Source organism: Bacillus jepli (assembly GCF_047238305.1).
GTDB lineage: Bacteria > Bacillota > Bacilli > Bacillales > Bacillaceae_L > Ferdinandcohnia.
Genome location: NZ_JBDFMO010000001.1, coordinates 1,955,203 through 1,981,545, shown reverse-complemented (window position 1 = coordinate 1,981,545; position 26,343 = coordinate 1,955,203). Strand labels below are relative to the sequence as shown.

Here is a 26,343-nt window from a genome sequence, read left to right as displayed (position 1 = left end):
TTCTAGCAAGAACCTCTTCGTAGCTAACAGTGACCCAATGCTTGTCAGTAATTTCTTCAAAAATGTTTTTCCCACCAGCAAGCTCAATCATTTATGTTTCAAAATTTGCACCGCCCGCTGTGAAGACGCCATTTCCACTACTATCATAAACTAGTACAACAACTGGATCCTAATCGATTTTTCGAAACAAATTTCTGCATCCTTTCATAAAATAAATCGCCCAGAAAAGTTTCTGGGCGATTTATTTTAAACACCTTTATAGTCGTTACTTTCAAATAAATCAATGAGTTCGATGTCCTTGTTTTTATCTTGGAAATAACGATAGGTAAAGTCATTTTCAAATAAAACTACATAGCGCTCATTTCGGTCACGAACAAGTAAACTTCTTGAATCGAACAGGCGTGTATCGACATTCTTGTTCGCAATCCATCTTGGAATCCGATTTCCAAGGGTAGTGAATTCAACTGCGACATTGTATTCTGCCTCTAATCGATATTCAAACACATCATATTGGAGCTGACCAACCGCACCAAGAATAAATTCATCATTTGATTCCTGTCTGAATAATTGAATCGCACCTTCTTGAACGAGTTGCTCAATTCCTTTTCTAAATTGCTTCGCCTTCATCACGTTCTTTACGCGAACCTTACGATACATTTCCGGTGGAAACACAGGTAGCTCCTGATAATGCATATCTTCTTTACCTGCCGTCAATGTATCACCGATTTGATAGACGTTCGGGTCATAAATTCCGATAATATCGCCAGGATATGCCTCATCAACTGTTTCACGGCTTGCCGCCATAAATTGTTGGGTTTGATTCAATTTGATTGATTTACCGGTACGAGTGATGTTAACGCTCATTCCACGCTCAAACTTTCCGGAGCAGACACGTAGGAACGCAATCCGGTCACGATGCTTCGTATTCATATTTGCCTGGATTTTAAAAATATACCCGGAGAACATTTCGTCCTCTGGTGGAACTAATCCAAGGTTTGTTTTACGAGGCTTCGGTGCTGAGGCAAATTGTAAAAATGTATTGAAAAATGTTTCTACACCAAAGTTTGCGAGCGCACTACCAAAGAATACAGGTGTAAGTTCACCCTTAGCTACACGCTCTACATCAAAATTGTTTCCAGCTTCGTCTAATAAGAGTAATTCGTCTTGTGCACTGTCATAAATCGGGCTTTCAGTAATCTCTGGATGTTTGCCGTCCTCTAGCTCCTGTAATGGAATGATTTTTTCATCTTCATTCCCAGTAAAATGAACGAACCGATTGTTATAACGGTCGACAATCCCTAAAAATCGTTTTCCCATACCAACTGGCCAGTTCATTGGATAGGATTCAATCCCTAGCACCTCTTCAATTTCCGCTAACAGATCAAGTGGATCCTTTCCTTCACGGTCAAGCTTATTAATGAATGTAAAAATCGGAATTCCTCTCATTCGACAAACTTTGAAAAGCTTAATCGTTTGTGGTTCAACACCTTTTGTGGAGTCAATAATCATCACAACACTGTCAACAGCAGTTAATGTACGATAGGTATCCTCACTGAAATCCTCGTGTCCCGGTGTATCCAAAATATTGACATAAAAATTTTCATATGGAAAACTCATAACACTTGATGTGACTGAGATTCCACGTTGCTTTTCAATTTCCATCCAGTCCGATGCAGCAAATTTCCCTGATTTTTTTCCTTTTACAGTTCCCGCTTCACGAATCACGTTACCAAACAATAGCAATTTTTCAGTCATCGTCGTTTTCCCGGCGTCCGGGTGTGAGATGATGGCAAATGTTCTTCGCTTTTGAACTTCATCTATATAACTCATGTAAATTTTCCTTCCGTTATCACAATTTCTATCTAAAAAAATATATCACATTAAAAAAAGAACTACAACGTGAATTGATTCCAATTTTGACGAGGAATATCAAAAAAAGAGGCTAATCTGTGATACACATCACAGCCTACTATACAGGTTCGCACTATACTAAAAGTAGAAATAGAAAAAATACTGTAATGAGGTGAAGGTTACATGTTTGTAGCATATTTTCTTACTTTAAGTATTATTCTTACTTGTGTCGGTTTTGCAGTACAAATAATGAATGGCGTTAAAGAGTTAGATAGAAAGTTACTAGACCAATAATCTAGCAAAAAGAAAACGGGAGAATCTAGTTTTCCAACTAGACTCTCCCATTTTTCGTCATCAAATAAAGGTACCCTTCCATTCTATAGCAACCCAGCCGCCATAGAGAATTCTCCTTAGGCCCGTGGCTTTGCGTCATCGTCTTTCAACAATTTTGCCTTTTGTATAGTTTGGTATTCTGCTTATCTAATGGCGTTGCGCATACGCTGATATTTACGTTGAATGCTAATTGGGCTACGATTTAATCTTTTGCCGATGTCTGAAAATGGTTTCCCCATTGCGACAAGTTCGATCATGGAATGAATTTCAACCGTAGTCCATGACCTGTAATTGACCCTCTTTTGCTTGGAACGTTCCCCTTCAACCCAGCTAGGTTCAGGAACAATCGCATTTTTTTCAATCTTGGAGAAGTCAATTCGGTCTTTATTGTTCTTTGCCCAATCCCAAAAATCTTCAGGTTTAATAAAGTAAAATTTCCGTGTATTTCGTGTTGCCTTTTTTGTGTACCTTAATCCATGGTTGTCAATCCATAGCTTTACAGACTTTGGATCAATTTTTAATAGAGTTGCCAATTCATGCATCGTTAATTGACCGGTGAAGGACTTCGTATTGGAAATCCCTAATCTCTTAATCTTTAACTCAACGGCTGTTTCCGTTCTATCTAGGTGAGTCGCAATCGTAGAGATTTTCATTCGACCTACATTATCCTTCAAAAACTCTATTTCCTCATACTTCCATGTTCTTTTCTTCAAATCAAAATTCCCCTTTTCATTCTTAATAGCACTAAGAATGAAAGGCCTTTTGATGACATACCACTATCATATCATACTATCGGACTAAAAAAACATTGGTAATTTTATTTTTTTATAGATTGTCAAGTGCTTTTTATACTTTTCTAGTTTGAAGATATTTTTGTAGTAAATTTGGAATAAGTGGATTCATGTTTTCGGGAAGTGCACTGAGACTAAAGAACTGAGCATCTAATCCTTCTTCACGATTTACGTCAAGCTTTCCAGCAACAATCTCTCTTGTGACATAAGCAATGGTAATTGGGTAAAATTCATCTCCATTTGGGAGTTTGACAAAGTGGGTTTTTCCAGAAAACACGCCTACTAAATCCAACTTCCCGATTTGCAGCCCTGTTTCTTCTAGTACTTCTCTCCTACCCGCTTCTTCGGTGGATTCTCCCAATTCTAAAAATCCACCAGGAACACCCCAAACACCGTTTATTCGTTGCTGAAGCAAGATTTCTCCTTTTTCATTAATTACTCCTACTGCCGTACCAACCAAATTAAGCGGTCGGTTGCCAACCAATTTTCTTAACTCTTCTATATAGCCCATGGCAAGTCCTCCTATCTTTTAATCTCTGAAAACAGATAGATGATGAGCCCAATTAGTGCGACTCCAATTGATAGATTCCCATAAGTGTCAATTCGTTCTGGACTAATGAAAAAAATATCTAAGTATTGTACAGGATCGTCAATTGAAAAACTGTCGACGTTGTATAAGGCTATTGCATTCAAAGTCCCCAGAAGCATCAATGACACCCCCACTTGTTTGGCATAATTCTTATCTTTGTTTTTCACTATTCCAATCACAATAAATAGTATAAAAAGACATACAACTGTAAATTTCATATTTCACTCCTTTTATCGAAACTTGATATTTATGGAAATAATATCACATTTATCCATTAAATAAAATTTGAAAATTTCGCCTTTTAATAGAATACTGTCAGTATCAAATACCTGCTGTCGTTTCCCGGGAAATGTTGTCGGCAACAGAAAAATTTGTCGGAAGTATTTCCTGCAAAACTAATGAAAATGGCCCAAACCATATTTTCGGTTTGGGCCTTAAATCAAGTTAGGATAGATTTCGCTCAATCTTGTATTCCTCTGTTTTTTCAGTTAACCACGCACTGTATTCCTCTGAGATTTTTTGATCAAACAGGACTGCGTAAATGGAGTCTTTGCTATCTTCATAGGTTGCTTCTTTCGCTTCTTTTTTATCGGTCACTTTGATGATATGGTACCCGAAGTCTGTTTTTACTGGGTCACTAATTTCATCAATCCCCAATGAGAATGCAGCATTTTCAAATTCAGCAACCATTTCACCTTTTCCGAAATAGCCAAGCTCTCCACCAGCCTCTGCATTAGCAGTATCCTTTGAATACTCTTTCGCTAATTCTGCAAAATCCGCACCATCACTAAGCTTTGTCGTAACTTCATTTGCAGTTGATTCATCATCAACTAAGATATGACTAGCTTGAACCTGCTCGGACTGCGCAAAGGAATCCTTGTTTTCTTCAAAATACGTTTTTAACTCATCATCTGTAATTACTATTCTAGGTTCCAATAGTTTTTTCGTTTGAATAAATTGCTTGATATCGTTTTCGATATCTTTACGGGTTGCTCCACTCGCTTCAATGGCACTCGTAAAAGTTTCCTCTCCTCCATAGGAGTCGATTAATGCCTGCAACTCCTTATCTATCTCTTCGTCAGAAACTTCTATGTTTTCCTTCTCTGCTTCTAGAGCAATGATTTTATTCGTGATTAGTGTCTCTAAAACCTGTGATCCGTAAAATTTCTCTAATGATGTATGAAGCTCATCGCGTTCAATTTCCACGCCATTTACACTTGCAACTACATCCTTCTTTACATATGTGAATCCAATGATCGCGATGAGTGCAATACATAAGATTGACCCAACGGCCCAGGCTAGTTTTGTTTTCCCCATTCTTTAATTCCCTTCACCACTATAAGTTATTCAATTCCTGTATTATTGCTTGTTAAGGTTAGTTTTGCTGTTTCAAGTTTACCGCCGCGATAAAAGCTCAATTGAATTTCATCACCAATTTTTACTTTTGAATATAAATATTTTCGAAGATCCATTGAACTCTTAACTTCAGTGTCATTGATTTTCACAATCACGTCGGTCATTTTTAATCCAGCTTTTTCAGCAGCAGAGTTCTGTGCAACACTTGTTACAATAACTCCTTCTTTTATATCTTCAGGAAGGTCGGCATAATACATTCTTGGTATTTCCCCAAGATCCGCTAATCCGATACCGATAAATGGACGCTCAATTTTACCACTTTCAATTAAACTGTTAATAATCGGTACGACATCATTACTAGGGATGGCAAATCCTAATCCTTCAACACCACTATTGGCAATCTTTAAACTGTTAATTCCAATGACTTGCCCTTGTGTATTTAATAGAGCACCACCACTGTTACCAGGGTTAATGGCCGCATCAGTCTGAATAACGTTTAATTCCCAGCTACCTGCAGAGGTATCAACAGAAATGCTTCGGTCCTTTGCACTTACAATCCCCGATGTAACGGTTCTTGATAAATCAAGTCCAAGTGGGTTCCCAATTGCAAATACCTGGTCACCAGGGCGTAGAGTTTCAGAATCACCAAATTGTAGAACCGCCTCTACATTTTTAGCATCAATTTCTAAAACAGCTAAATCAGTTAATGGATCTGTACCGATCAACTTCGCCATTGTTTTTTCACCATTATAAAGTGAGATCTCCACTTCGTTTGCATTTTCGATTACGTGGTTATTCGTTACAATATAAGCTTTGTCTCCATCCTTTTGGAAAATAACTCCGGAACCTGTTCCACTAGGGACACTTTGTGAGTTATTTCTACTAAACGGATTTTGTTGTGCTTGCATACTCGTAATTCCAACGATACCTTTCGATGCATCTTCAACCATATCCGCAACAGAAGACATTGAGTCATTGACTGCTGTTTGTTGGATTTTCACAGGACCAGAAGCTTCAATTACTTCAGATTGAGGCTCGGTCGCAGATTCACCTGAATTAAAATATCCTTGTAAGCCGTCAATATGAGGCGCTACTCCCAGTGTTAATGCCGAACCAAGGACCCCAGCAGATACCATGGAAAGAAAGCTTTTCATCTTTCCATTTGATTTTTTCTCTTTTGGATTTGATGAGCGAAGTGTTGTTTCTTCGGTAACCGCCAATTGCTGATTCGTTTCTGCCTCAACCGGTACGGGATTCACTTGCTCTACTTCAGGTTCAAATTTCATCTCTTGTTGTTCAGAATGATTTTCGTCATTATGATTATCTAAGTTGTTTGGTTGATCTTCTGTATGATTAAATTCATCAAAACGTTTATCGTTTTCCATTATGAATTCCTCCTTAACTAACTCCATGTATCTATCATAGACAAAAATTATGAACAAAATATTAACAAACCTTGAAAAGAAGTGGAAAAATTGAAGAAAATCCACCAAAAAAATGATGGATTTACTCAGATGGAATTCGAATGACGAATTTAGTTCCTTTTCCTTTTTCACTAGATACTTCAATATTACCATTGTGGAGTTGGATGAGCTGTTTCACAATCGAAAGTCCTAGACCGAATTGCCCGAAAGGCGTACCAGTTCTTGAAACATCTGCCTTGTAAAACCGATGCCAGATATTCTCGATTTCAGCTGGATCGATTCCTACTCCCGTATCTTCAATCTCGATAATCGTTTCGTGCTCTCCTGCGCTTCCACGAATCCAAATAGTGCCGTTATCTGTAAACTGAATACTATTTTTTATAATATTGATTAAGATCTGAATCAAGCGATCGTAATCGGCTGTAATCGTCAAACCTTCGGAAACCTCAACGATTATTTGATCATTTTTTTCATCCGCCTGTGACTCAAGAGTATCTTTTACAACCTCTAGTACTTCGATTAATTCAACCATTTCCTTTTGAAGAGTTACTTGATTTGAACGAATTTTTTCATAGTCCAAGTTTTCATTCACAAGACGAATCAGGCGTTTTGTTTCCTGACTTACTAATTGAACACCCTTTTCCTTTTCTTCTTCAGGAATCAGATCGTTTTTTATTCCTTCAATCACACCGCTAATTGTTGTAAGAGGTGTCCGCATTTCATGCGAGACATCGGCCATGAATTTCCGTCTCCTGCTCTCAAGGCTTTCAATTTCCTCCATTGATTTCTGCAACCGTTGCGCCATTTTGTTAAAGTCCTGTGATAGCTCACCTATTTCATCAAAATCAGAAGAAGGCAGTTTCACTGAATAATCGCCAGCTGAAATCATCGAGGTTGCTTTCCTTAAGCGTTTGATTCGCTTCACATGAATTGTCGACAGAAGCCAGCTCATTAAAAGAGCAACTGCTAATGCCAAAAACATCGTGTAAAACAAGTATTGGTTAATATCACTGATCATTTCTTGTGTTCCACTGATAGGTGACGCTAGAAGGACCCCCCCAACAAAGGATTGCCCAATCATATATGGCATGACTATAAACGTTACTTCCTGCTCAAAACGTTTATAATCCTGTTTGACTGACACGATATGTCCACTGCGGACCTTGTCCCATTCTTTTTTTCTCAACTCCACTTGTGGTACAAATCCGCCGACTGCACTTAGGCTTACACCATTTTCATCAAACACCGTAAATAATATATTTCTCTCACCTAACATGTTTGAGTATTGACGTATTAATCCATCGATATTAGAGGTTCGACTAATATCACTAATGATATTCTCACCGTATGTCGTTAATTCTTGGACTTTTTCTTCAAAGACAAGATTCCCAACGTAATGTGCAAACACAATACTTAAAATAACAAATGCAACCACAATCACGCTGATGTGACTTACAAGCTGCTGAAACATGTACCGAAATTTCATTTTTCTCCCTCAATGGACTCATCGAATTTGTAGCCTACACCCCATACTGTATGGAAAAAGGGCTGGTTGGCTGTACCTAGTTTTTTACGAAGTCGTTTTATATGTACATCAACTGTGCGCTCATCCCCATAAAACTGGTAGCCCCACACCCGGTCCAATAACTGTTCTCTTGAAAATACCTGCTTCGGATGCTGTGCAAAATAATACAATAAGTCAAATTCCTTAGGTGTTAAGTTCGTAATCGGCGTCCCATTTAGAATGACTTCTCTTGTATTCTTGTTTATTTGAAAATGTTCGGTTCGAAGTGTTCCAGTTTCCGTTTCTTCTGACGGCTTACTATTGTAGCGTCTTGTGACCGCCTTAATCCGTGCCATCAAGGCTAGTGGGCTAAATGGCTTTGTAACGTAATCATCCGCCCCCATCTCAAGTCCCAGTACTTGATCTGATTCACTGTCCTTTGCGGTGAGCATGATAATTGGAACGGAGCTTTTCTCCTCGCGAATTTTTCGGCAGATGGTCACCCCATCCATTCCAGGCAGCATCCAATCCACAATGAGTAAATCCCAGTTTTCCTCTTTAAAACGGTTATACCCATTTAGCCCATCATGGATAAACTCGCCTTCAATACCTTCCTTTGAAAAAAACATTTCAATCATAGAACAAACACTTTCATTATCTTCTATAACTAGAACTTTCATGTCTCCAACTCCTAATATAGAACCTATCGTACTATCATTTTACACCACAAACATCTTTAAATGAAAGAAGGGACTCTCCATAATTGGATGCCCCTGATATTTTTATACTCGCATTTCCACATGGTCTATATTTGACTTTTCAATCTGAATCGTGGTGTGCTCAATTTTGAATTTGTCTCGTATTTTATCAATCGCTTGCTGTAAAATGTCCTGACTATCATGGTCATCCTTGATTAAAATATGACAAGTGAGTGAATCCATACCAGATGTAATCGTCCAAATGTGGAGGTCATGTACATCAATCACTCCGTCAATTTCCTCAAGTGTTGCTTTGACGTCTTTTTGGTCAATTGTAATCGGTGTGCCTTCCATAAGGATATGAATTGAAGTCGTCAAAACACCCCAAGCACTTTTTAAAATAAGGAGAGCTACCACAACCGAAATAATTGGATCCGCAATATACCATTCAAAGAGTAGCATTAGCACACCGGCGATAATCGCCCCTACGGAACCTAGGGCATCTCCTAGAACATGTAGGTACGCACTGCGTAGGTTGACGTTATTTTTGACATCGCCTTTACTAATCAATGACCAAGCGCTAAGTAAATTTGCTAATAGTCCAATTCCAGCAATAATCATCATTGTCCCACTTGCAACTGATGGTGGATCAAAAAAGCGCTGAAATGCTTCATATACGATAAAGCCCGCAATTACAAACAACGTAACCGCATTAAAAAGCGCCGCCAAAATTTCAAATCGGTAAAATCCGTAGGTTTTCTTCGGTGAAGCAGGTCTGGTTGCAAACCAAAACGCCACTAAACTTAAAAATAGAGAACTTGCGTCACTCAGCATATGACCTGAGTCGGATAGTAGGGCTAAACTATTTGTAATTAGTCCGCCGAAAAATTCAAGCAGCATAATGCCCGTAGTAATCATCAAAGCAATGAGTAAACCTTTTTTATTCCCTTCTCTCACTTCATCGAAATGATGGTGATGATGGTGACCATGATGGTCGTGTCCGTGATGATGGTGGTGATGGTGATGATGTCCCATCATTTTCCCCTCCTATTCGTGTTCAATATGATGAATGACCTGGTGTAGCAAGGTAATGACATGTTCATCATCATATGTATAAAGAAATGTGTTACCTTCACGTCGGTATGTCACCAAGCGTAGATTTCTTAACAGGCTTAGCTGATGGGATACAGCTGATTGTGACATTTCGAGGACCTCTGCGATATGGTTAACCGAGCATTCTTCTTGAGATAATAGGTACAGTATCTTAATTCGCGTCGGATCGGCGAGTGCTTTAAAAATCCGTGATGCTTCATCAATTGTTGTTTGCGATAAAAAAGAATGAGCCTTTTGTTCCACTTTTTTAACCTTCTTTCTTAAAAATGCTTGGCATCCTGGATTTGCTGAACGATGTATTCTGCATCGTCTGCAACTCCTTGTAGCAAGGCTGAGCCTCTTCGGTATTGCCAAGGTAAACCTAAAAAGTAAAGACCCTCTATATTCGTGATACCTCTTTTATGTTGGGGTTGACCATTTTGTTTTAATGCTTCTGGGATTTGCAGCCATTGATAATTCGCTCTAAATCCTGTTGCCCATACTACATTAGCCACCTGTAAAGCGCTGTTATCTTTGAAAAAGAATGTATCTTCTTTTACTTCTGTGGTTCTTGGTTTTATAGTGATTTTTCCGAACTTTACAGCCTTTTTTAATTCAAATCCAAATATCGGGTCTGGGCGTTTTTTTATTATTTGACCTAATTTCAATGTTACATTTGCTTTGAGTATACCAAATTTATCAAACCACCAAAAAATGCTCCTGCCACCTAGGTCCTGCGGGATAAAGGTAAATTTTTGACTAGCTGAAAGGGTCACTTCCCGCTCCTTTGCCAGCTCAACTGCAATTTGCGCACCTGAGTTTGCGCCACCGACTACTAATACAGGTCCATTTTTGAGTTGGGATGGATTTTTATATTGAGAGGAATGAATTTGAAACACTGTATCAGATAAGGTATGTGCAAAACTTGGAATGAGAGGTTCCTGAAACGGACCTGTTGCAGTTACCACATTTTTAGCACGAATAACGCCGTTTGTTGTTTCGATGATAAAACCTGTATCTGCCTTCGTTACCTTAGTTATCGTTGTATCTAGCTGGATGGGTAAAGAATGATGTGATGCGTATTGTGTAAAATATTCGGCAACCTCGTCCTTCGTTGGGTAACCATGTCTAGGGCCTTGCATCTGATAGTCAGGAAGTTCACTATAACCCTCTTGGTGTAAAAAGAGTAAGTGAATCATACCGGTTTCGCCACACTTCACCGATTTCCTTTGCCTTATCTTAAAGCAGAAAAGATTGATTAGTCTTTTGTAAATAATAACCCATGGCCAAACCCGCTTGACCAGCCCCGATAATTACGACATCATACATAATAATAAATCCCCACTATTCAACAAAGTATATGAACATATGCTCATATACAATATTACGATAGGGTAAAAAAGGTGTCAATAAAAGCTGGAAATTAGTTCATTTTTGAGACATTACGCACGTCGCCTTCAAGTCCAAAATTTAATTTATCAGTGTTATTTTGATTTTTATTGACGATAATTCATTTCTATCGGCGTTAATTTTGTTCTATCGACGATAATTCATTTCTATCGGCGTTAATTTTATTCTATCGACGATAATTCGTTTCTATCGGTGTTAGCTAAGTCCTCCTATTAAAAAAACCTGCATTTCTCCTGAAATGCAGGTTTAACATCTTATTTCAATTGTTCCCATTCTTCCCGAAGTAAGCCCATTCGAATCGAATCATAGTAGACGCCATTATAATAGCGGCATTTTCGCATCCGTGCTTCAAGCGTCATGCCAAGTTTTTGGCCAACCTTAATCATCCGATGATTTCCAGACCACGTCGTGTATCCGACTCTTTCAATGTATGGGATGGTTTCAAATAAATAATCAATCCATAGCTTCATTGTCTCCGTTCCGTATCCATTGCCCCAATATTCGGGAAGATAGATGACAATGCCCATCTCAAGCCATCTGGTTGCTTCACTTTCCCAGTAAAAAATGACTGTCCCAATGATTTGACCATCCGCTTCAATAATCATTTGATCTAATGGATGGTGCTGCATGGTAAGTTGGTGCTCGGCTTTTTTTAAATACGTTTCTTTATCAATGAACTTATGGGTAAAATAGGGCGCATCCCACTTTTTCCATTCTGGATTTAAGTTGCTATAGCGCATCTCCCAAAGCGTAGGTAAATCTTCTTTTTCCACTTGACGTAAGGTTACTTTTTCTCCCTTTATTTTGACTAGATTCATTGTATTTGTGTTCCCCCTGTTTTCATGGTCCCTATAGTTCTAATTCGGTAAAAACAGGAAAAATCCTTTCTTTTATTAGAAAATGGTTCAACTTAGGAACTTTACTGTTTTTATTTTTTAATTACTGTTTTTAATCTGGAAATACTGTTTTTAATTCCAATTTACAGTTTATAATCTCAAAATACTATTTTTAGCTATTTTACAGCAAAAAAAAGCATGCAGCGCTTATCTGCATACTTTTAATGTCCAACCACTTCTAAAAAATTGGTTTGGAAGGACACTTCTTTTTCGAATTGCATTTCTTGTTGTTGCTCAATTTCAGTTCGTCTTATGATTTCGAATTCTTTTAATCTTGATTCGCTAAAATCTCGATCGATTAAGGCCTGCTCGAGTATGGGTGCTAAAACGTGAGCATCTTTAATCGCACAGTTAATTCCAATCGCAGCCGTTGGCGTCATCGTGTGAGCGGCATCTCCTAGGATGACAAGACCATCTTTCACCCAAGTGTCTGCTTTTGAGCTGAACACTTTTAAACAAACGAAGTTTTTCCAGGATTGGATATGCTGACGAACGATTGGTTCTAATTCTGGAAAGCTTATTAAAAGTGGTTCCAAAAATGGCTCGAGAGGTTTCTTTCGTAAAGTATTAAATGTGCCTTCTTCAATGTTCCAGCCAATTTGGATCACGCCACCTGTTTGCGTGAACAATGCAAGTTGATGACCATTGACAAGAACCATTTTGGTTGATGGCTCCCAACCAGCAGGTGCCGGAATTTTAGCCCAAAGCACATCATAACCATGTGTTTCCTCCGATGCGACAATGCCTGCAAGTTTTCGTACTGTTGAATAACGACCATCCGTGCCCACCACGATTGAGCTTGAGATATTGATTTCTTGTCCATTCTGTTTTGCTTTTACACCTGTATAGTTTCCTTTTTCGTCCTGAACTAACTCAGTGACACTTGTGTTTAAAAGCAGTTGATAATTAGGAAACTGCGCTGCTTCTTTAGAAACTGCAGTTAAAAAATGTGGCTGTGGAATATGGATTCCAACGTGATCCTCATCTGTTGGGACGATGGATTTAACAATGTTACTTCCATATAAATACTCAACCTTTTTCATTTTTAATAATCCTAATGCCTCTATTTTATCAAAAAGTTGATGTTCTTTTAAAATGGCCTCGGTTTCTGCGTTAATGTGCTCACCTCTAAATTCACGTTCATTTCCTGAAGTGCGCTCAACAACAATGGTGGATATCCCTTTTTCAGCTAATAAATAGCCAAGCAATGCACCCGCAGGGCCTCCGCCGACAATACAAACATCTGTCTGTAGATTCATGTTTTCACCTTCTATAGTAATCGTATGATGAAATAAGTTTCCTAATAGAAAACAAAGTTCACTAAACAATAATTAAATGATAACAACCATACATTATTTGGTCAACTGATATTCATTTCCATTCAGGATTGTCATAATATTGAAATCAACTATGTAAAATGAACTATTCATTGATTTTATTAGGAGGGACGTCATTGAGATTTCTAATGGTGATTATGTTTGGATTTTCTATTATGTTAACGAGCTGCGGAAGCCAACAAACTACGCCATCACAACAACCAAAAAGTGACAAAAACGCAGAGCCCTTTGAGGTTGATACCGCAACTTATGAGAACGGACAGGTAACGATTCACTATCCTCAGCTTACAAACATGCAAAATAAAGATCTGGAACAACATATCAATACTCTCATTAAAGAGGATGCCATTCTTTTTCTGAACCAATATCAGGATGGGGATGCTGCACTCAAAATGGATTACGAGGTCATACTACCAGAATTAGATACTTTCACCGTTCAATATACCGGTAATTATAATGGGGGTATGTATCCAACTCATCTTCTTTTCACCACCAATATTGATTTCAAAAAAGGAGAGAAAATCAGGTTACCCGATCTATTTGTAATTGATGAACAGTTCATTGAAACAATTAAGAATACGAAGTATATTGATTGGGAGAATCCACAAGAGCCAAATATAGAAAAACAAGCAGCTATCATCGAATATTTGAATACGTTTAATAACCAAGATCTCGTTGAGGCATTTACTAAGGCAGATCTCCCAGATCCAAACGAAAATCCATATGGAATTTTTTCTTACTATCTTAATCATACGGTTGTCATAAGCATTCAAGTTCCACATGCGCTTGGAGACCATGCGGAGTTTGAGCTTAACACGGGGGATTTGATGAGGAAATAGGTGACATACTTTTAATTAAAAAATGCAATGGGGATTATATCCCCCACTGCATTTTTTAAATCTTTCCCACTAAAAAGTAGGCACTTTTTATATCGTTACAGATTGTTTTTACCAATCAATATTTCAAAATCAATTGTAATTTGAAATGATTCCTTATTTAAAAATGAAGTTACTTCTTCTTTTTTCGACCATGTCATTGGTGTCATCTGAATTAACCATTCAATTGCAGGTTTATCAAGTATTTTAGTATATGTTAACCTTTTTTGATCAACAAATCGAAAGTTCTCTTGAAATCTTTTTATTGTATTCATATTAGAATAGGAACGGTTTTCAAAGATTCGTTCCCGTAATTCTTTCAAATAACACTTGAAGGAACAACTTTAATGACAACTCCATTTGTCTTCAGTAGTCTATTACATTCAGTATAATTTGATGGAGACAAAATATTGAGAATGACATCAAATGTTACATCCTGGAACGGTGCGTTTGCAAGGTCTGCCACCGCCCAAATCTTATCGGTGTAATTTTTAGAAGCTGATTTAATACCTTCCTTAGAAATATCAATTCCTATTCCAACAGCATCTTTATTTACAATCTTACTAATAGTATTCAGTTGCGAGCCTTCACCACATCCCATGTCAAGAATAGAAATTGTATTTCCTGAATATGCATCGATAATGTCTGCAATTTCATGATTTAGTGGCTCGAAAAAACCTTCATCAACAATAAGATTTCGTCTCGATTCAAAGAGTTCCTTGTTGTACTTTGCATTTACCGGACGAGTCATAAAATTGACATATCCATGTTTCGTAAAATCAAACGTATGGTGATTGGAGCAGATAAAGCTTTTAGACTCCATAACCTTCATGGTCGAATGGCAAATAGGACAAGCAAACATCGTTTCAAACTTTTTCACATAATTTGCACTTAGTATTCTTTTATTCTTTTTTAACAAAAAAGCCACCTCATTCATTCGTTAGTAGAAAATGAAAAAGGCATAGACAAATAAACCCTCACCTTCTGTTCAAAAAAACGAGTGGGGTCTGATAATCGTCTATACCCATTTTATCTATAACGAATGAATTGAATAATCATAGTAATTGACTCCCTTGTTTCAGTTTGGGATTATACCCATTTTTATGGTAACAGGGCTTTAGATGTAAATCAATCTACAATACTATCCAAAACCTCTTTTCGATATTTTGTCAAATTCCCAAATGACAATCTTCTTCTCATTTGTGCTAGAATATGAACATACCGACATTGAATCCGTTTACAAATAAAAGGAGCGATCGACAATGAAGGTAAGAGATTTCATGATTACTAAAGTATTTACCGTAAAACCTTCCAATACTGTGAAAGAATTGCTACTTATTCTTAAAACAAATCGAATTGGCGGTGTACCAGTTGTTGATGATCAAGGACATTTAGTCGGGATGGTCTCAGATGGCGATGTACTACGCTACCTAACTCCAAAACCTATTGGGATTGCAGGACTTGTTTACTTAATAGAGGATGGGGAATTGGAAGATGTTGTACGTGAAAAGTTAGATACACCTGTAAAAGAAATAATGACGAAGAGAAACATCATCTTCGTCTCACCTGATGAAGATTTCGAAAGTACCATGCGTCTATTATCAAAGCACCGTTTCAAAAAACTGCCCGTAGTCAACGGGGCTGGCCGGGTCATAGGTGTTATAAGCAGAGGGGACGTTATTCATAATTTAACGAATAAAATTCTTATATCATAAAAAGGAAACCATTCGCAAAAGCTTGATTTTACGAATGGTTTCTTGAATCGTAAGGATGTTTTACAATTGTTCTGGTTTTCGTGTAACTAAAACATCACATTTCGCCGAACGTACGATAGCTCCAGATACAGATCCAGTAATGAAACGTTCAACCGCGTTCAGCCCTGTGGCACCACAAACAATCAGATCAGCATCGATAAAGTCTGCAACTTCATTTGTAATCATTGTTTTTGGGGAGCCATATTCGATGACTGCCTTCACATCTGTGAGACCTTTTGACTGTGCTTCTGCCTTATTATCATTAACTAACTCTTCTGCTTGCTGCTGTGCACGGTCGAGCGTTGAACGGTCAAAAGATTTGTATGCATGAGTATTTAACACATTAACAATGGTTAGTTTTGACCCCTTATTTCTTTTTGCAATATCGATTGATTTGCGGAATGCGTATTCAGCTTCTTTTGAGCCGTCCACAGCTGCAAGAATACTTTTATACTGATTGCCCATATGACATTATCTCCTTCTGAACACTGTACTTTTTTATCAATAGTTAATTAGTTTCGAACAGGTTCTGTTGCTTTTACTGTTGATGTTGCTTGTTCCTTTACGCTGGATCCCTTTTTTACAAATAAAGATAAAATGAATGTAACAACTGAAATTCCAGTAACAAAATAAAATGCATATTTTACACCGGCCGCTAAAGTTTCTGGCTCTGATGCGCCTGAAACGTCAGCAACGTAACTGCTTTGACCAGCTGTAAATAATGTAATGGCAATCGCTGTACCCGCTGCCCCAGCTACTTGATTTAACGTATTCATGGCAGCTGAACCATCAGCATATAATTCACGTGGCAACTGATTCAGGGCATTTGTTTGTGATGGCATCATGACCATCGTTATTCCAAAGAAGAACAACATAAATGCTACAATGATTTGCCAACCTGGTGTTGTTGCCGTTATTACGGATGCAAACATGAAATTAGCAATCAGAATAATAATAGAACCAATAATGACGAAAACACGTGGTCCGAATTTGTCAAATAAAGTACCAACAATAGGTGACATAACAACATTAACTGCATTACCAGGGAGTAATAATAAACCAGCCACCGCTGCACTATATAATAAAGCATCCTTTAGATACATTGGCAAGAGTATACCCGCTGATAAAATCATTAAAATACCAAGGAACATCGTCGCTGTTCCCAAAGTAAACATAGGGTACTTAAATACACGTAAGTTCACCATAGGCTGGGCCATTCTCATTTGTCGAAGTCCAAATAATACAAGTGCGACTATTCCAACTAGTAAAGGTGCCCAGACTTTAGGTGATGAGACAGCTGCTTCGGCCATCGTTGCTAATGCGTAAATTAATCCTCCAAAACCGAATGTTGATAAAACAACTGATGAATAATCGATTTTCGGTTTCGTAATTTCAGAAACATTTTCAATTTTAACTACAGCAATAAGGGTTAATAATACATATAAAATAGAGCTAATCCAGAAAATATATGGCCAACCTAACGTACTAATAATGACCCCTGAAAGTGTTGGACCTAAGGCAGGGCCTAATGTAATAACAAGTCCCATGATCCCCATTACAACCCCACGTTTATGAACCGGGAAAATAATTAAAAGAACACTCGTCATAACTGGTATTAAAACACCCGTTCCGATTGCCTGCACAATACGACCTGCTAATAGTATTGCAAAATTCGGAGATAAAGCAGCTAATACTGCGCCTAATAGTGAAATAACTAGTCCCCCGTTAACAAGTTGTCTTGTAGTGAACCATTTCATCAACAGTGCAGAAATTGGGACTAATATCGCTAATACTAATAAATATCCCGTTGTTAGCCATTGGGCAATAGCAGGTTTCACTGTAAATTCACCCATAATGTTAGTTAATGCCATGTTTAATGCTGTTTCACCAAATAATCCTATAAAGGTACCAAACATTAAAATAAATGCCATTATTTTCGGACTTTTGACTTGTAATTGTGTGTTCATAAAAATCTCCTTTACCGTATTAAGTCTATTTTTTTGCATAATAAAGGCCAATCCCCACTTCTACTGAGCTTGTGCTCATGAAAAATAGGAATTAGCCGTTTTTTCAAAAACCATATTATTCACTTATGAAACTCCTGTAATAAGTTAGATACTACTTGAGAAATTGTTTTGAGTGGGAAGCTTGATTTTTGTGTTAAACAAAGCATCATTCCACCTTCGACAGTTGCTACCATTGTAAGAGCAAGTGATTCAGCTACTTCTGTCGAAAATCCATCTCCTACTAACTTGTTTCTATAAATACTCTGCATTTTTGCATATAAAAGTGAACATGCAAGACGGACTGGTTCGCTGAGTGAAGCCATTTCACTGACGATGCTGCTAAACGTGTATCCAGCAATCGTTCCTTCCGTTTCAAAATGAACGATTAGTTGATCGATCATAGCATTTATAGCTTCTTTAGTAGTCGGGTACTGATTAAAAATGTTTTCAATATCTTGTGTAATCACTTCATTCAAGGATTCCAGACAAGCAATTAGTAATTCTTCTTTTCCATTTGGAAAGTGATGATATAAAGACCCTTTTGAAATATTGCATGCTTTTAAAATTTCACTTAAGCCTACACCTATATATCCTTTTTGTTGGAAAAGCTTTGTCGCGATCTCAATAATTCGCTTTTTTGTTTCCATTCCCGTAGCACACCCCCACCATACCAACCGGTCTGTTTGTAACTTTATCAAAAAATTTTTCCTATAGTCAAGTGTTTTTTTCACTGCGTTTAAAGTGTTAACTTAATTCGGGTGGAAATGGTGTCACGAAAAGAACAAAAAAACGCTACTCATTTATTTTTTTGTCATTCTGGATTGGTTTCTTAAATTGACTTTGTTCATTATCAGAAATCTGTTGGAGTATATTCGATTGCAGTTGATTTAACATTTTTTCTAATTCTCCGATTGTTACTGGCTTAGCGTTTTTGATTAATTCATACCCAAGTTGCCCAGTAATCTCAACCGAAGCAGTTTTAACATCGGTGACCGAAGAAATTCCTTTTTGCCGTATCATTGCTTCCAACTGTTCACTAGTCATGCGTAGCTTTTTAAGATTGTTGGTTATAATGATCCCATCCTGAATAACCGTGGTTGGCTTCCCTATAAATAACTTTTCAATGATATTAAATTTAATAGCTAAAAACTGAATAAACATCAGAAGAGTTACAAGGGCACATAAGGCAAATATTGTTTTTATTAGGTCATTCTCTGAAATAGCGTGACCTATTGTGGAGGCCATGGCCAAAATGGTTATCGTTTCCAATGCAGTCATTTCAGCCACAGTTTTTTTACCTGCAATCCGAAATAAGCAAAAACCAGTAAATAAGATTGCTAAAGCTTCCCAAATATAATTCATTTTATCCCTCAATTTAACTAATGATTAACGATACTATTAAATTTCCCTTTATTTTCTAAAAAATACGCTTCTTTGCCATTCAAAAATCCCATTTCGTATCCATACCTACCAATTATTAGCCTGCATCAACTCATATATCTTACGAGCAGTGTTGACATTTCTGACTGTAATTTGTTTGTATATCTTAGTTCCAATGATCTTTGACATTCCGCTTTTTGTTACATTTTTCTTATCAACGGACCATAGAATCGCACCCGGTACATATTTAACCGTGTCAATGTTTGGCTTGACCAGCAAATTTTCAAGTACAGATTCATCATCAATTTCATCCCATAAGAACATAACATCACATTTCATATCCTTGTCATTTTTCCACGAGTCAGGAATAGCGTTAATGATTCCTCTAACATCATCTATACTTCGTACGACTATTTTAATTTGCAATCCAAAATCTTGATGTATCGCTTCCTCCAAAAGACGTGACAGTTCTGTTTTTGATTTTCCTTTGTTTAAAAAAATAATATTACCTGTATTGATGTATGTCACCACGTCATTCATTCCGACTTGTTCAAAAGATTGTTTAAGCAACTTCATATCTATTTTATTTTTTCCACCAACATTAATCCCACGTAAAAGTGCAATATAAATCATAACCATCCTCCTCCCTACTTAATTACTTAATACCTAGTTATTTAAAGGTACTTCAATATTTTTCTCCAATTTTTCCGCTTGTTCGATAAAGTATTCAAACTCAACGCTAACCTGAAGATTTAGACCAAATCCTGCATCTCGGAGGATTTCACGCAGTTCTTCAAAGTTCTTTTGATCAGTCTCGGTAACAGTTGCGAGACGATATAATTCATCTGTAGGGTATTGGTTTAGTCGATGATATAATTGGGTCAGAATTACCTTATCCCTATCTGAAATGGTTCCCAATTGTTCCCCTGTTGTTATGCCAAGCCAAATTCCGTCCAAGATATCCCTTAACTCAGCTGTAACTAAATTGGGCTCTGACCAGTTGTTATCCATTTGATGTTTGATTAAACCTTCTAACTCTACTAGGTTTGTTTGAACCTCTGTCAGGAGTACCTGATCCTTTACAAAATTCATTTTCATATAATTCCACGCAACAACAGCAATTAGGATAATATTTAACGCAATTGAAATGCGAAAAATTAGCTTTCCTTTTTTACTCATCTTCTCTCAACCCTTATATATCTCTACTAGATTATCGGAATTAACCGTAATTCTACTATCGTCATTTGTGCGAATTTCAATAGGATAGACTGTAGATATCTTATCAGAGAAAATCCACCTTCTCCCTGGCTGATTAAGGATAATATATATTCCCATAGTTTTCTCTCCCATGAAATTAAGCGATGTTTGGCTCAATGATTCGTTGTTCCGCTCATGTATACCGATCTCAATCAACCTATTTCCAACACTTACAGCATCATCTACAGTTAGACCGATTTCACTAATATTTAACACATTTTCTACCGAGAATGGCTTTGTTCTCTCTCCGGAAGTTTTTCTAGAAATAAACTCGACAATATTCCCTGCAGGGTCGTAGAAATATAAAGCATTTGCGGAAAAGAAGGAAAAATAGGCTTCATCCTCTCCATCCTCAACATTTAATTCGACTCTCTCTTTTACCCATAGCTTCGCATCATGAAACTGGTTTGATGGAATATTAAATGCAAAGTGGTAAAAAGGATTTCCTTTGACGTTCTCCGATGTAAATTCTAGCTCACTTGAACCGACCGCAATGCGAAAACTATTTGTATCCTCTTTTAGTATAGAAAATCCAAAACGGTCCACATAGAACCTCTTCATTTCATTGATTCGATCTGTTTGTAAAATGACTAATTTTATATGCATGAATAGACACTCCTTAAACACTATTGATTCATTACAGTAAAGCCTATCCATCCAATTAGGATGAAGTTTGGTGCAATCAGCAAGATGGATAACCATTTTATTCTTTTGGCAAGGGATACTGCGGCTCCCACATAAAAAAGCGGAAAGATGAGCCCCCAGATTTCAAAACGTGGTGTAGCTGCTAAATATAGTGCCATTGGTAGTATTAATATTGAAGAAATTACAAGCATCGATGGCTTTTTTAACCGTATCGCTACAATGGAAAGAATAAGAGAACCAATCATACATGGCCAAAACAGGAATTCCATAAATACCTCCAATCCACCCAAATGAAAATTTGTTTCATATCATTAATTTTCAACAAAAAGAAGTGTTAATCCTGCTTTGATTAACACTTCTTTAAAACGCTTACGTTTTTAAAATGAGCAAAATGATGAGGAAAATAATAAGCCCAATCATAAAAATCGTGCCTAAACTTGCGCTGTACACGATATAAACATTCACATGTAGAATGACATGAACGATTAAGACAAGAAGCAGCAAAATTAACAATAAAATGGCTGCATGTATGTTCTTTTTCCTCTTCAAAAGATCAACACCTTGAATTAGATTAAGAAGGTTTGTAATAAACGTTTATTCGCTAGTCAATTACAATATTCCTAAAACACTTGTATCCAAAGTGCTCTAAAGAGAGTTCTCCTGTTTTTCCCTATCTGTATTTAATCTCTTTATGAGTAAGACGGCTTGGTCAATATGGTTAACATCAAATATTTCGATTTTGAGGTTCATTGTTTGTTTAACCTCCCTGGCCTCTTTAACATTCCCATCAGGAACAATTATATAGGGGTATGACTTTTTCTCAGCAATCCTAATCTTTTCCTCGATCATTCCGATTGGTAATACATTCCCTGATGCGTCTAGTGCACCTGTAATACCAATTGTTTTATTATTCTTTAACTTCCCATCAGCAATTTTTGCGGATATCGCTAATCCTAATCCGACACTATCACCCGAAATATCATCTCGTTTTAGAAACGCGTCAATACTTGTGGTATCCCCTGAGAGATAAATTTGTACGTTTTCCCTCATGATTGAAAAATCTTCTTCCTTATTGATTATCCAATTCAAAAGCTCGGCATTTTTACTTTTATAGCGATTCTCATTATTAATCTTATGTAAATTAAGGACTTCTTGATTGTCATTTTCAAACCCTTTAATGATGTATTCCTCATCTTTTAGATATTCGAGATCAAAGGAATTAACAACCAATAGGTGAATACCAGAATGATCAACCGCTTCAATGGGATCAGCCACCAAGCTAACACGATAGGAAAGAGATTCATAATATACTAATTTCAATTCAAAAACAAAAATACCTATTAATAGGACTGCTGTTATTTGGATTATCATTAAGCCGGATTTCTTATTTCGAAAAATGATTAACAAAATTAAAAGTAAAACAAGTTCAACTCCTAAGACCCCAATTAACCAAAAGGCATTTATAAAATCAAAATAATAAAGTACCCACAAGGTTGCATATATAAGCAAGAGAGCGACTCCGGTAAAAATAAAAGGTTTTTTCATTTAAGTGGCCCTCCTTGGTTCCATGACAAATATCTTAAGAATGCGGGCGCCCACGTCCAAATCCACCTTCTGTATTAATGATTTGCCCAGTAATCCACGATGCTTCTTCTGTTAATAACCAAGCAATAAGTCGTGCGGGGTCTTCAGGTTGCCCCATTCGCCCAAATGGAAACATTGGTTTCAGATTTTCCCACAGTTCCTTGGTCATATACCCCGTATCTACTGGTCCCGGGTTAACGGTATTGACGGCTATGTTTTGATCAGCCAATTGATCTGCTATTGTTAACGTAAGATCAGCGAGTGCTCCCTTGGATGCAACATAGGCAATTTCACCCTGCATCGGTCCTAACCTTTGACCTGAGCTCATGAAAATGATTCTACCTCTGCCCGATGTAGGATCATGCTGTTTCGCAAAATATTGTGCGAGCAAAATTGATGACCGTGCATTAACAGCCCAATGTTTATCTAACATTTCAACAGTTAATTCCCCAATTGCCCCATCACTACCACTCATCGCATGGTTACAAACAAGTGCATCTAGATGACCACAGGTCTTACTGATTTCATCCATCACCCTTTGTGGTTCATCAGGGTTTAAAAAGTCCCCGCTTACATCATAAAGAAATGCACCATCTACTAGTTCAGCTTTAATGCCTTTGATAACTTCATCTAAATCATCCGCTCCCCAAAATTGTTCTTTATCGTGAGGCTGAAAATGATGAATAATCACAGATGCTCCCCATGCTGCCACTTGACGGGCAATCGCATATCCAATTCCTTGGCGACGGCTAACTCCTGTTACAAGTACTTTTCGATTTTTTAGTGGGTATTGGTCTCGATTGAATTGACTCATTATTCGTGACCTCCTTTTTGTTAGATAAAAAACTTCATATTTCCTCTTTAAAAGTAGCATACTCTTACAAATTTTACATTATATTTTCAGAATTTTATGTCAGTTAGGACCTTTAAAAATCCCAAAGAATGTTAGAGTTTCTGCATTCTTCGGGATGATTTAATTTAAGCCTTCACTGTTTTATTCGCTATTAATTTTAGCACCCACTTTGTAATAAAGTGCGTAACAAGCACCATTAAAGTATTGAAACCTATAATGACGATTGAGAACAGAACATAAGCAACTAATAGCCACCCAATCGCTTCAGCTTGCTGCCCACCTTGGTTAGCTACATAATACACATAACTTATAATGACGATAATCTGGACTCCGGATGCTAAAATACAATTAATTGCAAAAAACTTATCTAATCTTTGACTCTTTTTGGTAGCTCTAATTTGTAATGGAATTCCAACAACTGCAGGGCTCAAGACTACCATGTAAAATAAGAAACCCTCTATCAATTCTCCCATGTCTACCTCCAAGCAACGTTCTTTTTCTCTTCTTTAACTGCTAGAATTTGAGTTTCTGTTCCATGTTTTTTCCGGATGCTTTTCCGAGCCTCCGCTGGTGTTCTTGCGTTGACTGACTCAACTTGTGTTTCCCCGCCTACCTCTATTTCGACAAGGAAGCATTTAGCTCCACATCTCATGAGAACCTCTCCTTCCCTTTCTGTTTAAAAATAGCTGGTGTCGTTAGTAATAGTAACAAAATCCCGACAACTAAATATTTTCCCTTTCCTTCATAGGAAATCATGAGTATTAGTTCCCAATAATTTTTTGGTCCAGAATTAGCCTCTTCACTAAACGGATAATCAAAAACAAAAGGTAAGATTCCAAAGAATGATATTAATAGTCCGATTACCAAGAACAAGATTAAAATTCTTCTCATAACACACCTCGAATTCAAATGCCTTGCTTTTTTTGCGTTGCCAACTAAATATTTGCGTCTATTCCTGCTTTTTTGCTTCACCAGCCTAACTTTTTATCGTAAAGGGCGTGACTTGACATACGTATAAGAAATACAAGGAGAAAATGCCAATCGTGTAAAATGTTGATAATCCCTATCAGATCTATGCCAAAGAAATGGATATTGCAGACTATCTCTATTTCCTTATGACGGAAACAGAAACAACGTAAATCGCAAAAGGACCATCCATTTTAGACTTGGATGGCCCTTTTTTACTCTTAATCTCTTTCTCTTGCTTTTTGAGTATCACGTATGTTCTTTTGAACGGTAATGGCGGCAAATACACTTAGAACAAATGCCATTCCGTAAAATCCTTTTTCACTTAAAACAATACTGCCTGCGTTGTATAAACCGATGGCCATCAATGAAATCGACACAATCAGGGCAACCCAGCTAATCCCATAATAAATACTTGTAACTGGAATTCCCTCTTCTTTATCCCTCACTGCTTTTTGTAAAGAAACAGCTGAATAGAGACCAAAAATTAAAATAGCAAAATAATAGCCTTTTTCATTTAGTTCCATTGCTGCGTTAAACAAGCCGATGAGATAAGCAGCAACACCAACTAACAACGCTCCCCACGAGGCACCTTTAAAGGCGGCAGTCGGTTCCCCTTCTTTCCGCTCAATCTTCACTTTCGACTTTTCTTGTTTTTCTTTATCCACAAAAATCTCATTCTCCATTTATTTGTCCCCTCCAATTTTCAACTAAAAAGGAAGCACTGCAGATTGCCTGTAGTGCATAAAACCATTATACAAAAACCCCTTTTAAAAAATGAGTATTTTTTCCTTCATTGCCAATTTAAGTTTCTAGGAATCTACGTACTTTTTTAGTAGTCTGTAGCCACCGATGATTACAAAGGAAATGAATCCTAAAATGATGAAAAATCGAATCATGAAATGATCAATCACATAGAGTGCAAAAACCATGGTTATAAGAAAAATACCAAATGTCGCCCCAAATTTCGTATAACGGATCGCATCATCCGTAAATTCAGGTTCTTCTTTGTACATCCATCTTTGCCCTAGTAACATACTGTCCTCTGGATAAAAATAAGTCCAAATCAGCATTGCATATAAAGGGATCATAAAAATAAAAAACATAATGGCATCTGCCAAAGCAGTCCCCCCTTGAAATGACCTTTTCTAATTATACGTTCAGCGGCATCAATTGGTTTCAAAGTATTCTGTTATTTAATTAGGTGTGAAACTACAATCCAAATGCAATAGAAAAATACCACCGTTAACCAATACATCTTCATAGGATCCTCACTACATACAATATTGGTATATAACCCGTTATATTACATACATATACGGACCCGGTACTTTTCTAAGTTGATCAACCGATGATATTGAGATTAATAGTACATGAAATATGAAATGATAAAAAAAACGATGATTGAAAGGATCGCCCTACTCCATGTTGCTTTTTTACTTACACCTGCTTTTGATTCTAAATAATTGATATAATTAATAGTGAATAGGAAACCAAACAAAACAAGGTAAAACGTTGGTAGATCCTCATCACTATCAAATAAATTAACAGCAGCCAATAAAATTAAAATAGTCCCCATTCCACCCAAAAACATGCTTATGTATGAAACCTTTTTTGCTTCCTTCACAAAATAATCCCCCATACTAACCAGCACTATAAAATTAGTGAAAAATCTGATTTTACTTTATTTCAATTTTAACACACTTCAATACCAAAATATTACATAATTTCGATCTTTCCTT

General features: G+C 37.1%; 33 protein-coding genes, 1 pseudogene and 1 riboswitch. Of the genes and pseudogenes, 2 read left to right on the top strand and 32 right to left on the bottom strand.

Annotated elements, in window-relative coordinates; genetic code table 11:
• Positions 1-246 precede the first annotated feature (246 nt).
• The 13 genes and pseudogenes from ABC371_RS09975 to ABC371_RS09915 all read right to left on the bottom strand — a co-directional run bounded on the left by ABC371_RS09975 (position 247) and on the right by ABC371_RS09915 (position 13,203).
• A complete protein-coding gene (locus ABC371_RS09975; RefSeq protein ID WP_412896665.1) occupies positions 247-1,830 on the bottom strand; it encodes a peptide chain release factor 3 in 1,584 nt (527 codons plus the stop codon).
• 399 nt (positions 1,831-2,229) lie between these two features.
• Positions 2,230-2,314, bottom strand: a riboswitch (cyclic di-GMP riboswitch).
• A 13-nt stretch (positions 2,315-2,327) separates the two neighbouring features.
• Positions 2,328-2,897 (bottom strand): DNA-binding protein, encoded by a 570-nt coding sequence (locus tag ABC371_RS09970; protein ID WP_412896664.1) that lies wholly within the window; start codon positions 2,895-2,897, stop codon positions 2,328-2,330.
• 133 nt (positions 2,898-3,030) lie between these two features.
• Positions 3,031-3,486: an NUDIX hydrolase gene (locus ABC371_RS09965; protein ID WP_412896663.1), complete on the bottom strand. Its 456-nt coding sequence runs from the start codon at positions 3,484-3,486 to the stop codon at positions 3,031-3,033.
• A gap of 11 nt (positions 3,487-3,497) precedes the next feature.
• A complete protein-coding gene (locus ABC371_RS09960; protein WP_412896662.1) occupies positions 3,498-3,782 on the bottom strand; it encodes a hypothetical protein in 285 nt (94 codons plus the stop codon).
• 226 nt (positions 3,783-4,008) lie between these two features.
• The gene (locus ABC371_RS09955) at positions 4,009-4,881 is read right to left on the bottom strand and encodes a peptidylprolyl isomerase (protein WP_412896661.1); all 873 of its coding nucleotides are present in this window, start codon (positions 4,879-4,881) and stop codon (positions 4,009-4,011) included.
• A gap of 26 nt (positions 4,882-4,907) precedes the next feature.
• Positions 4,908-6,305 (bottom strand): S1C family serine protease, encoded by a 1,398-nt coding sequence (locus ABC371_RS09950; RefSeq protein ID WP_412896660.1) that lies wholly within the window; start codon positions 6,303-6,305, stop codon positions 4,908-4,910.
• 121 nt (positions 6,306-6,426) lie between these two features.
• Positions 6,427-7,830, bottom strand: a complete 1,404-nt coding sequence (locus ABC371_RS09945; RefSeq protein WP_412896659.1) for an ATP-binding protein — start codon at positions 7,828-7,830, stop codon at positions 6,427-6,429.
• Positions 7,827-8,528 (bottom strand): winged helix-turn-helix domain-containing protein, encoded by a 702-nt coding sequence (locus tag ABC371_RS09940; protein ID WP_412896658.1) that lies wholly within the window; start codon positions 8,526-8,528, stop codon positions 7,827-7,829. Before ABC371_RS09940 ends, ABC371_RS09945 begins: the two co-directional genes overlap by 4 nt.
• Before the next feature lie 102 nt (positions 8,529-8,630).
• A complete protein-coding gene (locus ABC371_RS09935) occupies positions 8,631-9,584 on the bottom strand; it encodes a cation diffusion facilitator family transporter (RefSeq protein ID WP_412896657.1) in 954 nt (317 codons plus the stop codon).
• A gap of 9 nt (positions 9,585-9,593) precedes the next feature.
• Positions 9,594-9,902, bottom strand: a complete 309-nt coding sequence (locus ABC371_RS09930) for an ArsR/SmtB family transcription factor (RefSeq protein ID WP_412896656.1) — start codon at positions 9,900-9,902, stop codon at positions 9,594-9,596.
• A 17-nt stretch (positions 9,903-9,919) separates the two neighbouring features.
• Positions 9,920-10,967, bottom strand: a pseudogene (locus ABC371_RS09925) (flavin-containing monooxygenase).
• Between the two features lie 335 nt (positions 10,968-11,302).
• Positions 11,303-11,866, bottom strand: coding sequence for a GNAT family N-acetyltransferase (locus ABC371_RS09920; protein WP_412896655.1), 564 nt, complete (start codon positions 11,864-11,866; stop codon positions 11,303-11,305).
• Between the two features lie 239 nt (positions 11,867-12,105).
• Positions 12,106-13,203, bottom strand: a complete 1,098-nt coding sequence (locus tag ABC371_RS09915; RefSeq protein WP_412896654.1) for an FAD-dependent monooxygenase — start codon at positions 13,201-13,203, stop codon at positions 12,106-12,108.
• A 194-nt stretch (positions 13,204-13,397) separates the two neighbouring features.
• On the opposite strand from ABC371_RS09915, the gene ABC371_RS09910 reads away from it, so the two are divergent.
• Positions 13,398-14,120, top strand: a complete 723-nt coding sequence (locus tag ABC371_RS09910; RefSeq protein WP_412896653.1) for a polysaccharide deacetylase family protein — start codon at positions 13,398-13,400, stop codon at positions 14,118-14,120.
• Positions 14,121-14,215: 95 nt separating this feature from the next.
• Here the strand turns inward: ABC371_RS09910 and ABC371_RS09905 are convergent, their stop codons facing one another.
• Both ABC371_RS09905 and ABC371_RS09900 read right to left on the bottom strand, forming a co-directional pair.
• Positions 14,216-14,479 (bottom strand): class I SAM-dependent methyltransferase, encoded by a 264-nt coding sequence (locus ABC371_RS09905; RefSeq protein WP_412896652.1) that lies wholly within the window; start codon positions 14,477-14,479, stop codon positions 14,216-14,218.
• Entirely contained in the window at positions 14,476-15,075 is a 600-nt protein-coding gene (locus ABC371_RS09900; protein WP_412896651.1) for a putative RNA methyltransferase, read from the bottom strand. The genes ABC371_RS09905 and ABC371_RS09900 overlap by 4 nt, the downstream gene beginning before the upstream one ends.
• Positions 15,076-15,418: 343 nt before the next feature.
• Between ABC371_RS09900 and ABC371_RS09895 the strand changes: the two genes are divergently transcribed.
• Entirely contained in the window at positions 15,419-15,871 is a 453-nt protein-coding gene (locus ABC371_RS09895) for a CBS domain-containing protein (RefSeq protein ID WP_412896650.1), read from the top strand.
• Positions 15,872-15,931: 60 nt separating this feature from the next.
• Here ABC371_RS09895 and ABC371_RS09890 read toward each other — a convergent pair whose 3' ends face one another.
• The 17 genes from ABC371_RS09890 to ABC371_RS09810 form a co-directional block, all read right to left on the bottom strand.
• Positions 15,932-16,375, bottom strand: a complete 444-nt coding sequence (locus tag ABC371_RS09890) for a universal stress protein (protein WP_412896649.1) — start codon at positions 16,373-16,375, stop codon at positions 15,932-15,934.
• Between the two features lie 47 nt (positions 16,376-16,422).
• Entirely contained in the window at positions 16,423-17,877 is a 1,455-nt protein-coding gene (locus ABC371_RS09885) for a DHA2 family efflux MFS transporter permease subunit (RefSeq protein ID WP_412896648.1), read from the bottom strand.
• A 119-nt stretch (positions 17,878-17,996) separates the two neighbouring features.
• Positions 17,997-18,563 carry a TetR/AcrR family transcriptional regulator gene (locus ABC371_RS09880; RefSeq protein WP_412896647.1) on the bottom strand — a complete coding sequence of 189 codons (567 nt, stop codon included), beginning with the start codon at positions 18,561-18,563 and terminating at the stop codon, positions 17,997-17,999.
• A gap of 145 nt (positions 18,564-18,708) precedes the next feature.
• Positions 18,709-19,278 carry a DUF421 domain-containing protein gene (locus tag ABC371_RS09875; RefSeq protein WP_412896646.1) on the bottom strand — a complete coding sequence of 190 codons (570 nt, stop codon included), beginning with the start codon at positions 19,276-19,278 and terminating at the stop codon, positions 18,709-18,711.
• Positions 19,279-19,383: 105 nt separating this feature from the next.
• Entirely contained in the window at positions 19,384-19,929 is a 546-nt protein-coding gene (locus tag ABC371_RS09870) for a DUF1697 domain-containing protein (RefSeq protein ID WP_412899315.1), read from the bottom strand.
• A 33-nt stretch (positions 19,930-19,962) separates the two neighbouring features.
• The gene (locus tag ABC371_RS09865) at positions 19,963-20,475 is read right to left on the bottom strand and encodes a hypothetical protein (protein WP_412896645.1); all 513 of its coding nucleotides are present in this window, start codon (positions 20,473-20,475) and stop codon (positions 19,963-19,965) included.
• A gap of 6 nt (positions 20,476-20,481) precedes the next feature.
• Positions 20,482-21,159, bottom strand: a complete 678-nt coding sequence (locus ABC371_RS09860; protein ID WP_412896644.1) for a VOC family protein — start codon at positions 21,157-21,159, stop codon at positions 20,482-20,484.
• Between the two features lie 20 nt (positions 21,160-21,179).
• Positions 21,180-21,467, bottom strand: coding sequence for a hypothetical protein (locus tag ABC371_RS09855; RefSeq protein ID WP_412896643.1), 288 nt, complete (start codon positions 21,465-21,467; stop codon positions 21,180-21,182).
• Between the two features lie 100 nt (positions 21,468-21,567).
• Positions 21,568-21,747 (bottom strand): hypothetical protein, encoded by a 180-nt coding sequence (locus ABC371_RS09850; RefSeq protein WP_412896642.1) that lies wholly within the window; start codon positions 21,745-21,747, stop codon positions 21,568-21,570.
• A gap of 96 nt (positions 21,748-21,843) precedes the next feature.
• A complete protein-coding gene (locus tag ABC371_RS09845) occupies positions 21,844-22,743 on the bottom strand; it encodes a S16 family serine protease (protein ID WP_412896641.1) in 900 nt (299 codons plus the stop codon).
• Positions 22,744-22,777: 34 nt separating this feature from the next.
• Positions 22,778-23,596, bottom strand: a complete 819-nt coding sequence (locus ABC371_RS09840; protein WP_412896640.1) for an SDR family oxidoreductase — start codon at positions 23,594-23,596, stop codon at positions 22,778-22,780.
• A 164-nt stretch (positions 23,597-23,760) separates the two neighbouring features.
• Positions 23,761-24,108, bottom strand: coding sequence for a hypothetical protein (locus ABC371_RS09835; RefSeq protein ID WP_412896639.1), 348 nt, complete (start codon positions 24,106-24,108; stop codon positions 23,761-23,763).
• A 2-nt stretch (positions 24,109-24,110) separates the two neighbouring features.
• Positions 24,111-24,287 (bottom strand): hypothetical protein, encoded by a 177-nt coding sequence (locus ABC371_RS09830; RefSeq protein ID WP_412896638.1) that lies wholly within the window; start codon positions 24,285-24,287, stop codon positions 24,111-24,113.
• On the bottom strand, positions 24,284-24,526 hold the full coding sequence (locus ABC371_RS09825) for a hypothetical protein (protein ID WP_412896637.1): 243 nt from the start codon (positions 24,524-24,526) through the stop codon (positions 24,284-24,286). The genes ABC371_RS09830 and ABC371_RS09825 overlap by 4 nt, the downstream gene beginning before the upstream one ends.
• A 296-nt stretch (positions 24,527-24,822) precedes the next feature.
• Positions 24,823-25,287 (bottom strand): inner membrane protein YiaA, encoded by a 465-nt coding sequence (gene yiaA / locus ABC371_RS09820; protein WP_412896636.1) that lies wholly within the window; start codon positions 25,285-25,287, stop codon positions 24,823-24,825.
• Between the two features lie 126 nt (positions 25,288-25,413).
• Entirely contained in the window at positions 25,414-25,722 is a 309-nt protein-coding gene (locus ABC371_RS09815; protein ID WP_412896635.1) for a hypothetical protein, read from the bottom strand.
• 242 nt (positions 25,723-25,964) lie between these two features.
• Entirely contained in the window at positions 25,965-26,228 is a 264-nt protein-coding gene (locus ABC371_RS09810) for a hypothetical protein (RefSeq protein ID WP_412896634.1), read from the bottom strand.
• Between the last annotated feature and the right edge of the window lie 115 nt (positions 26,229-26,343).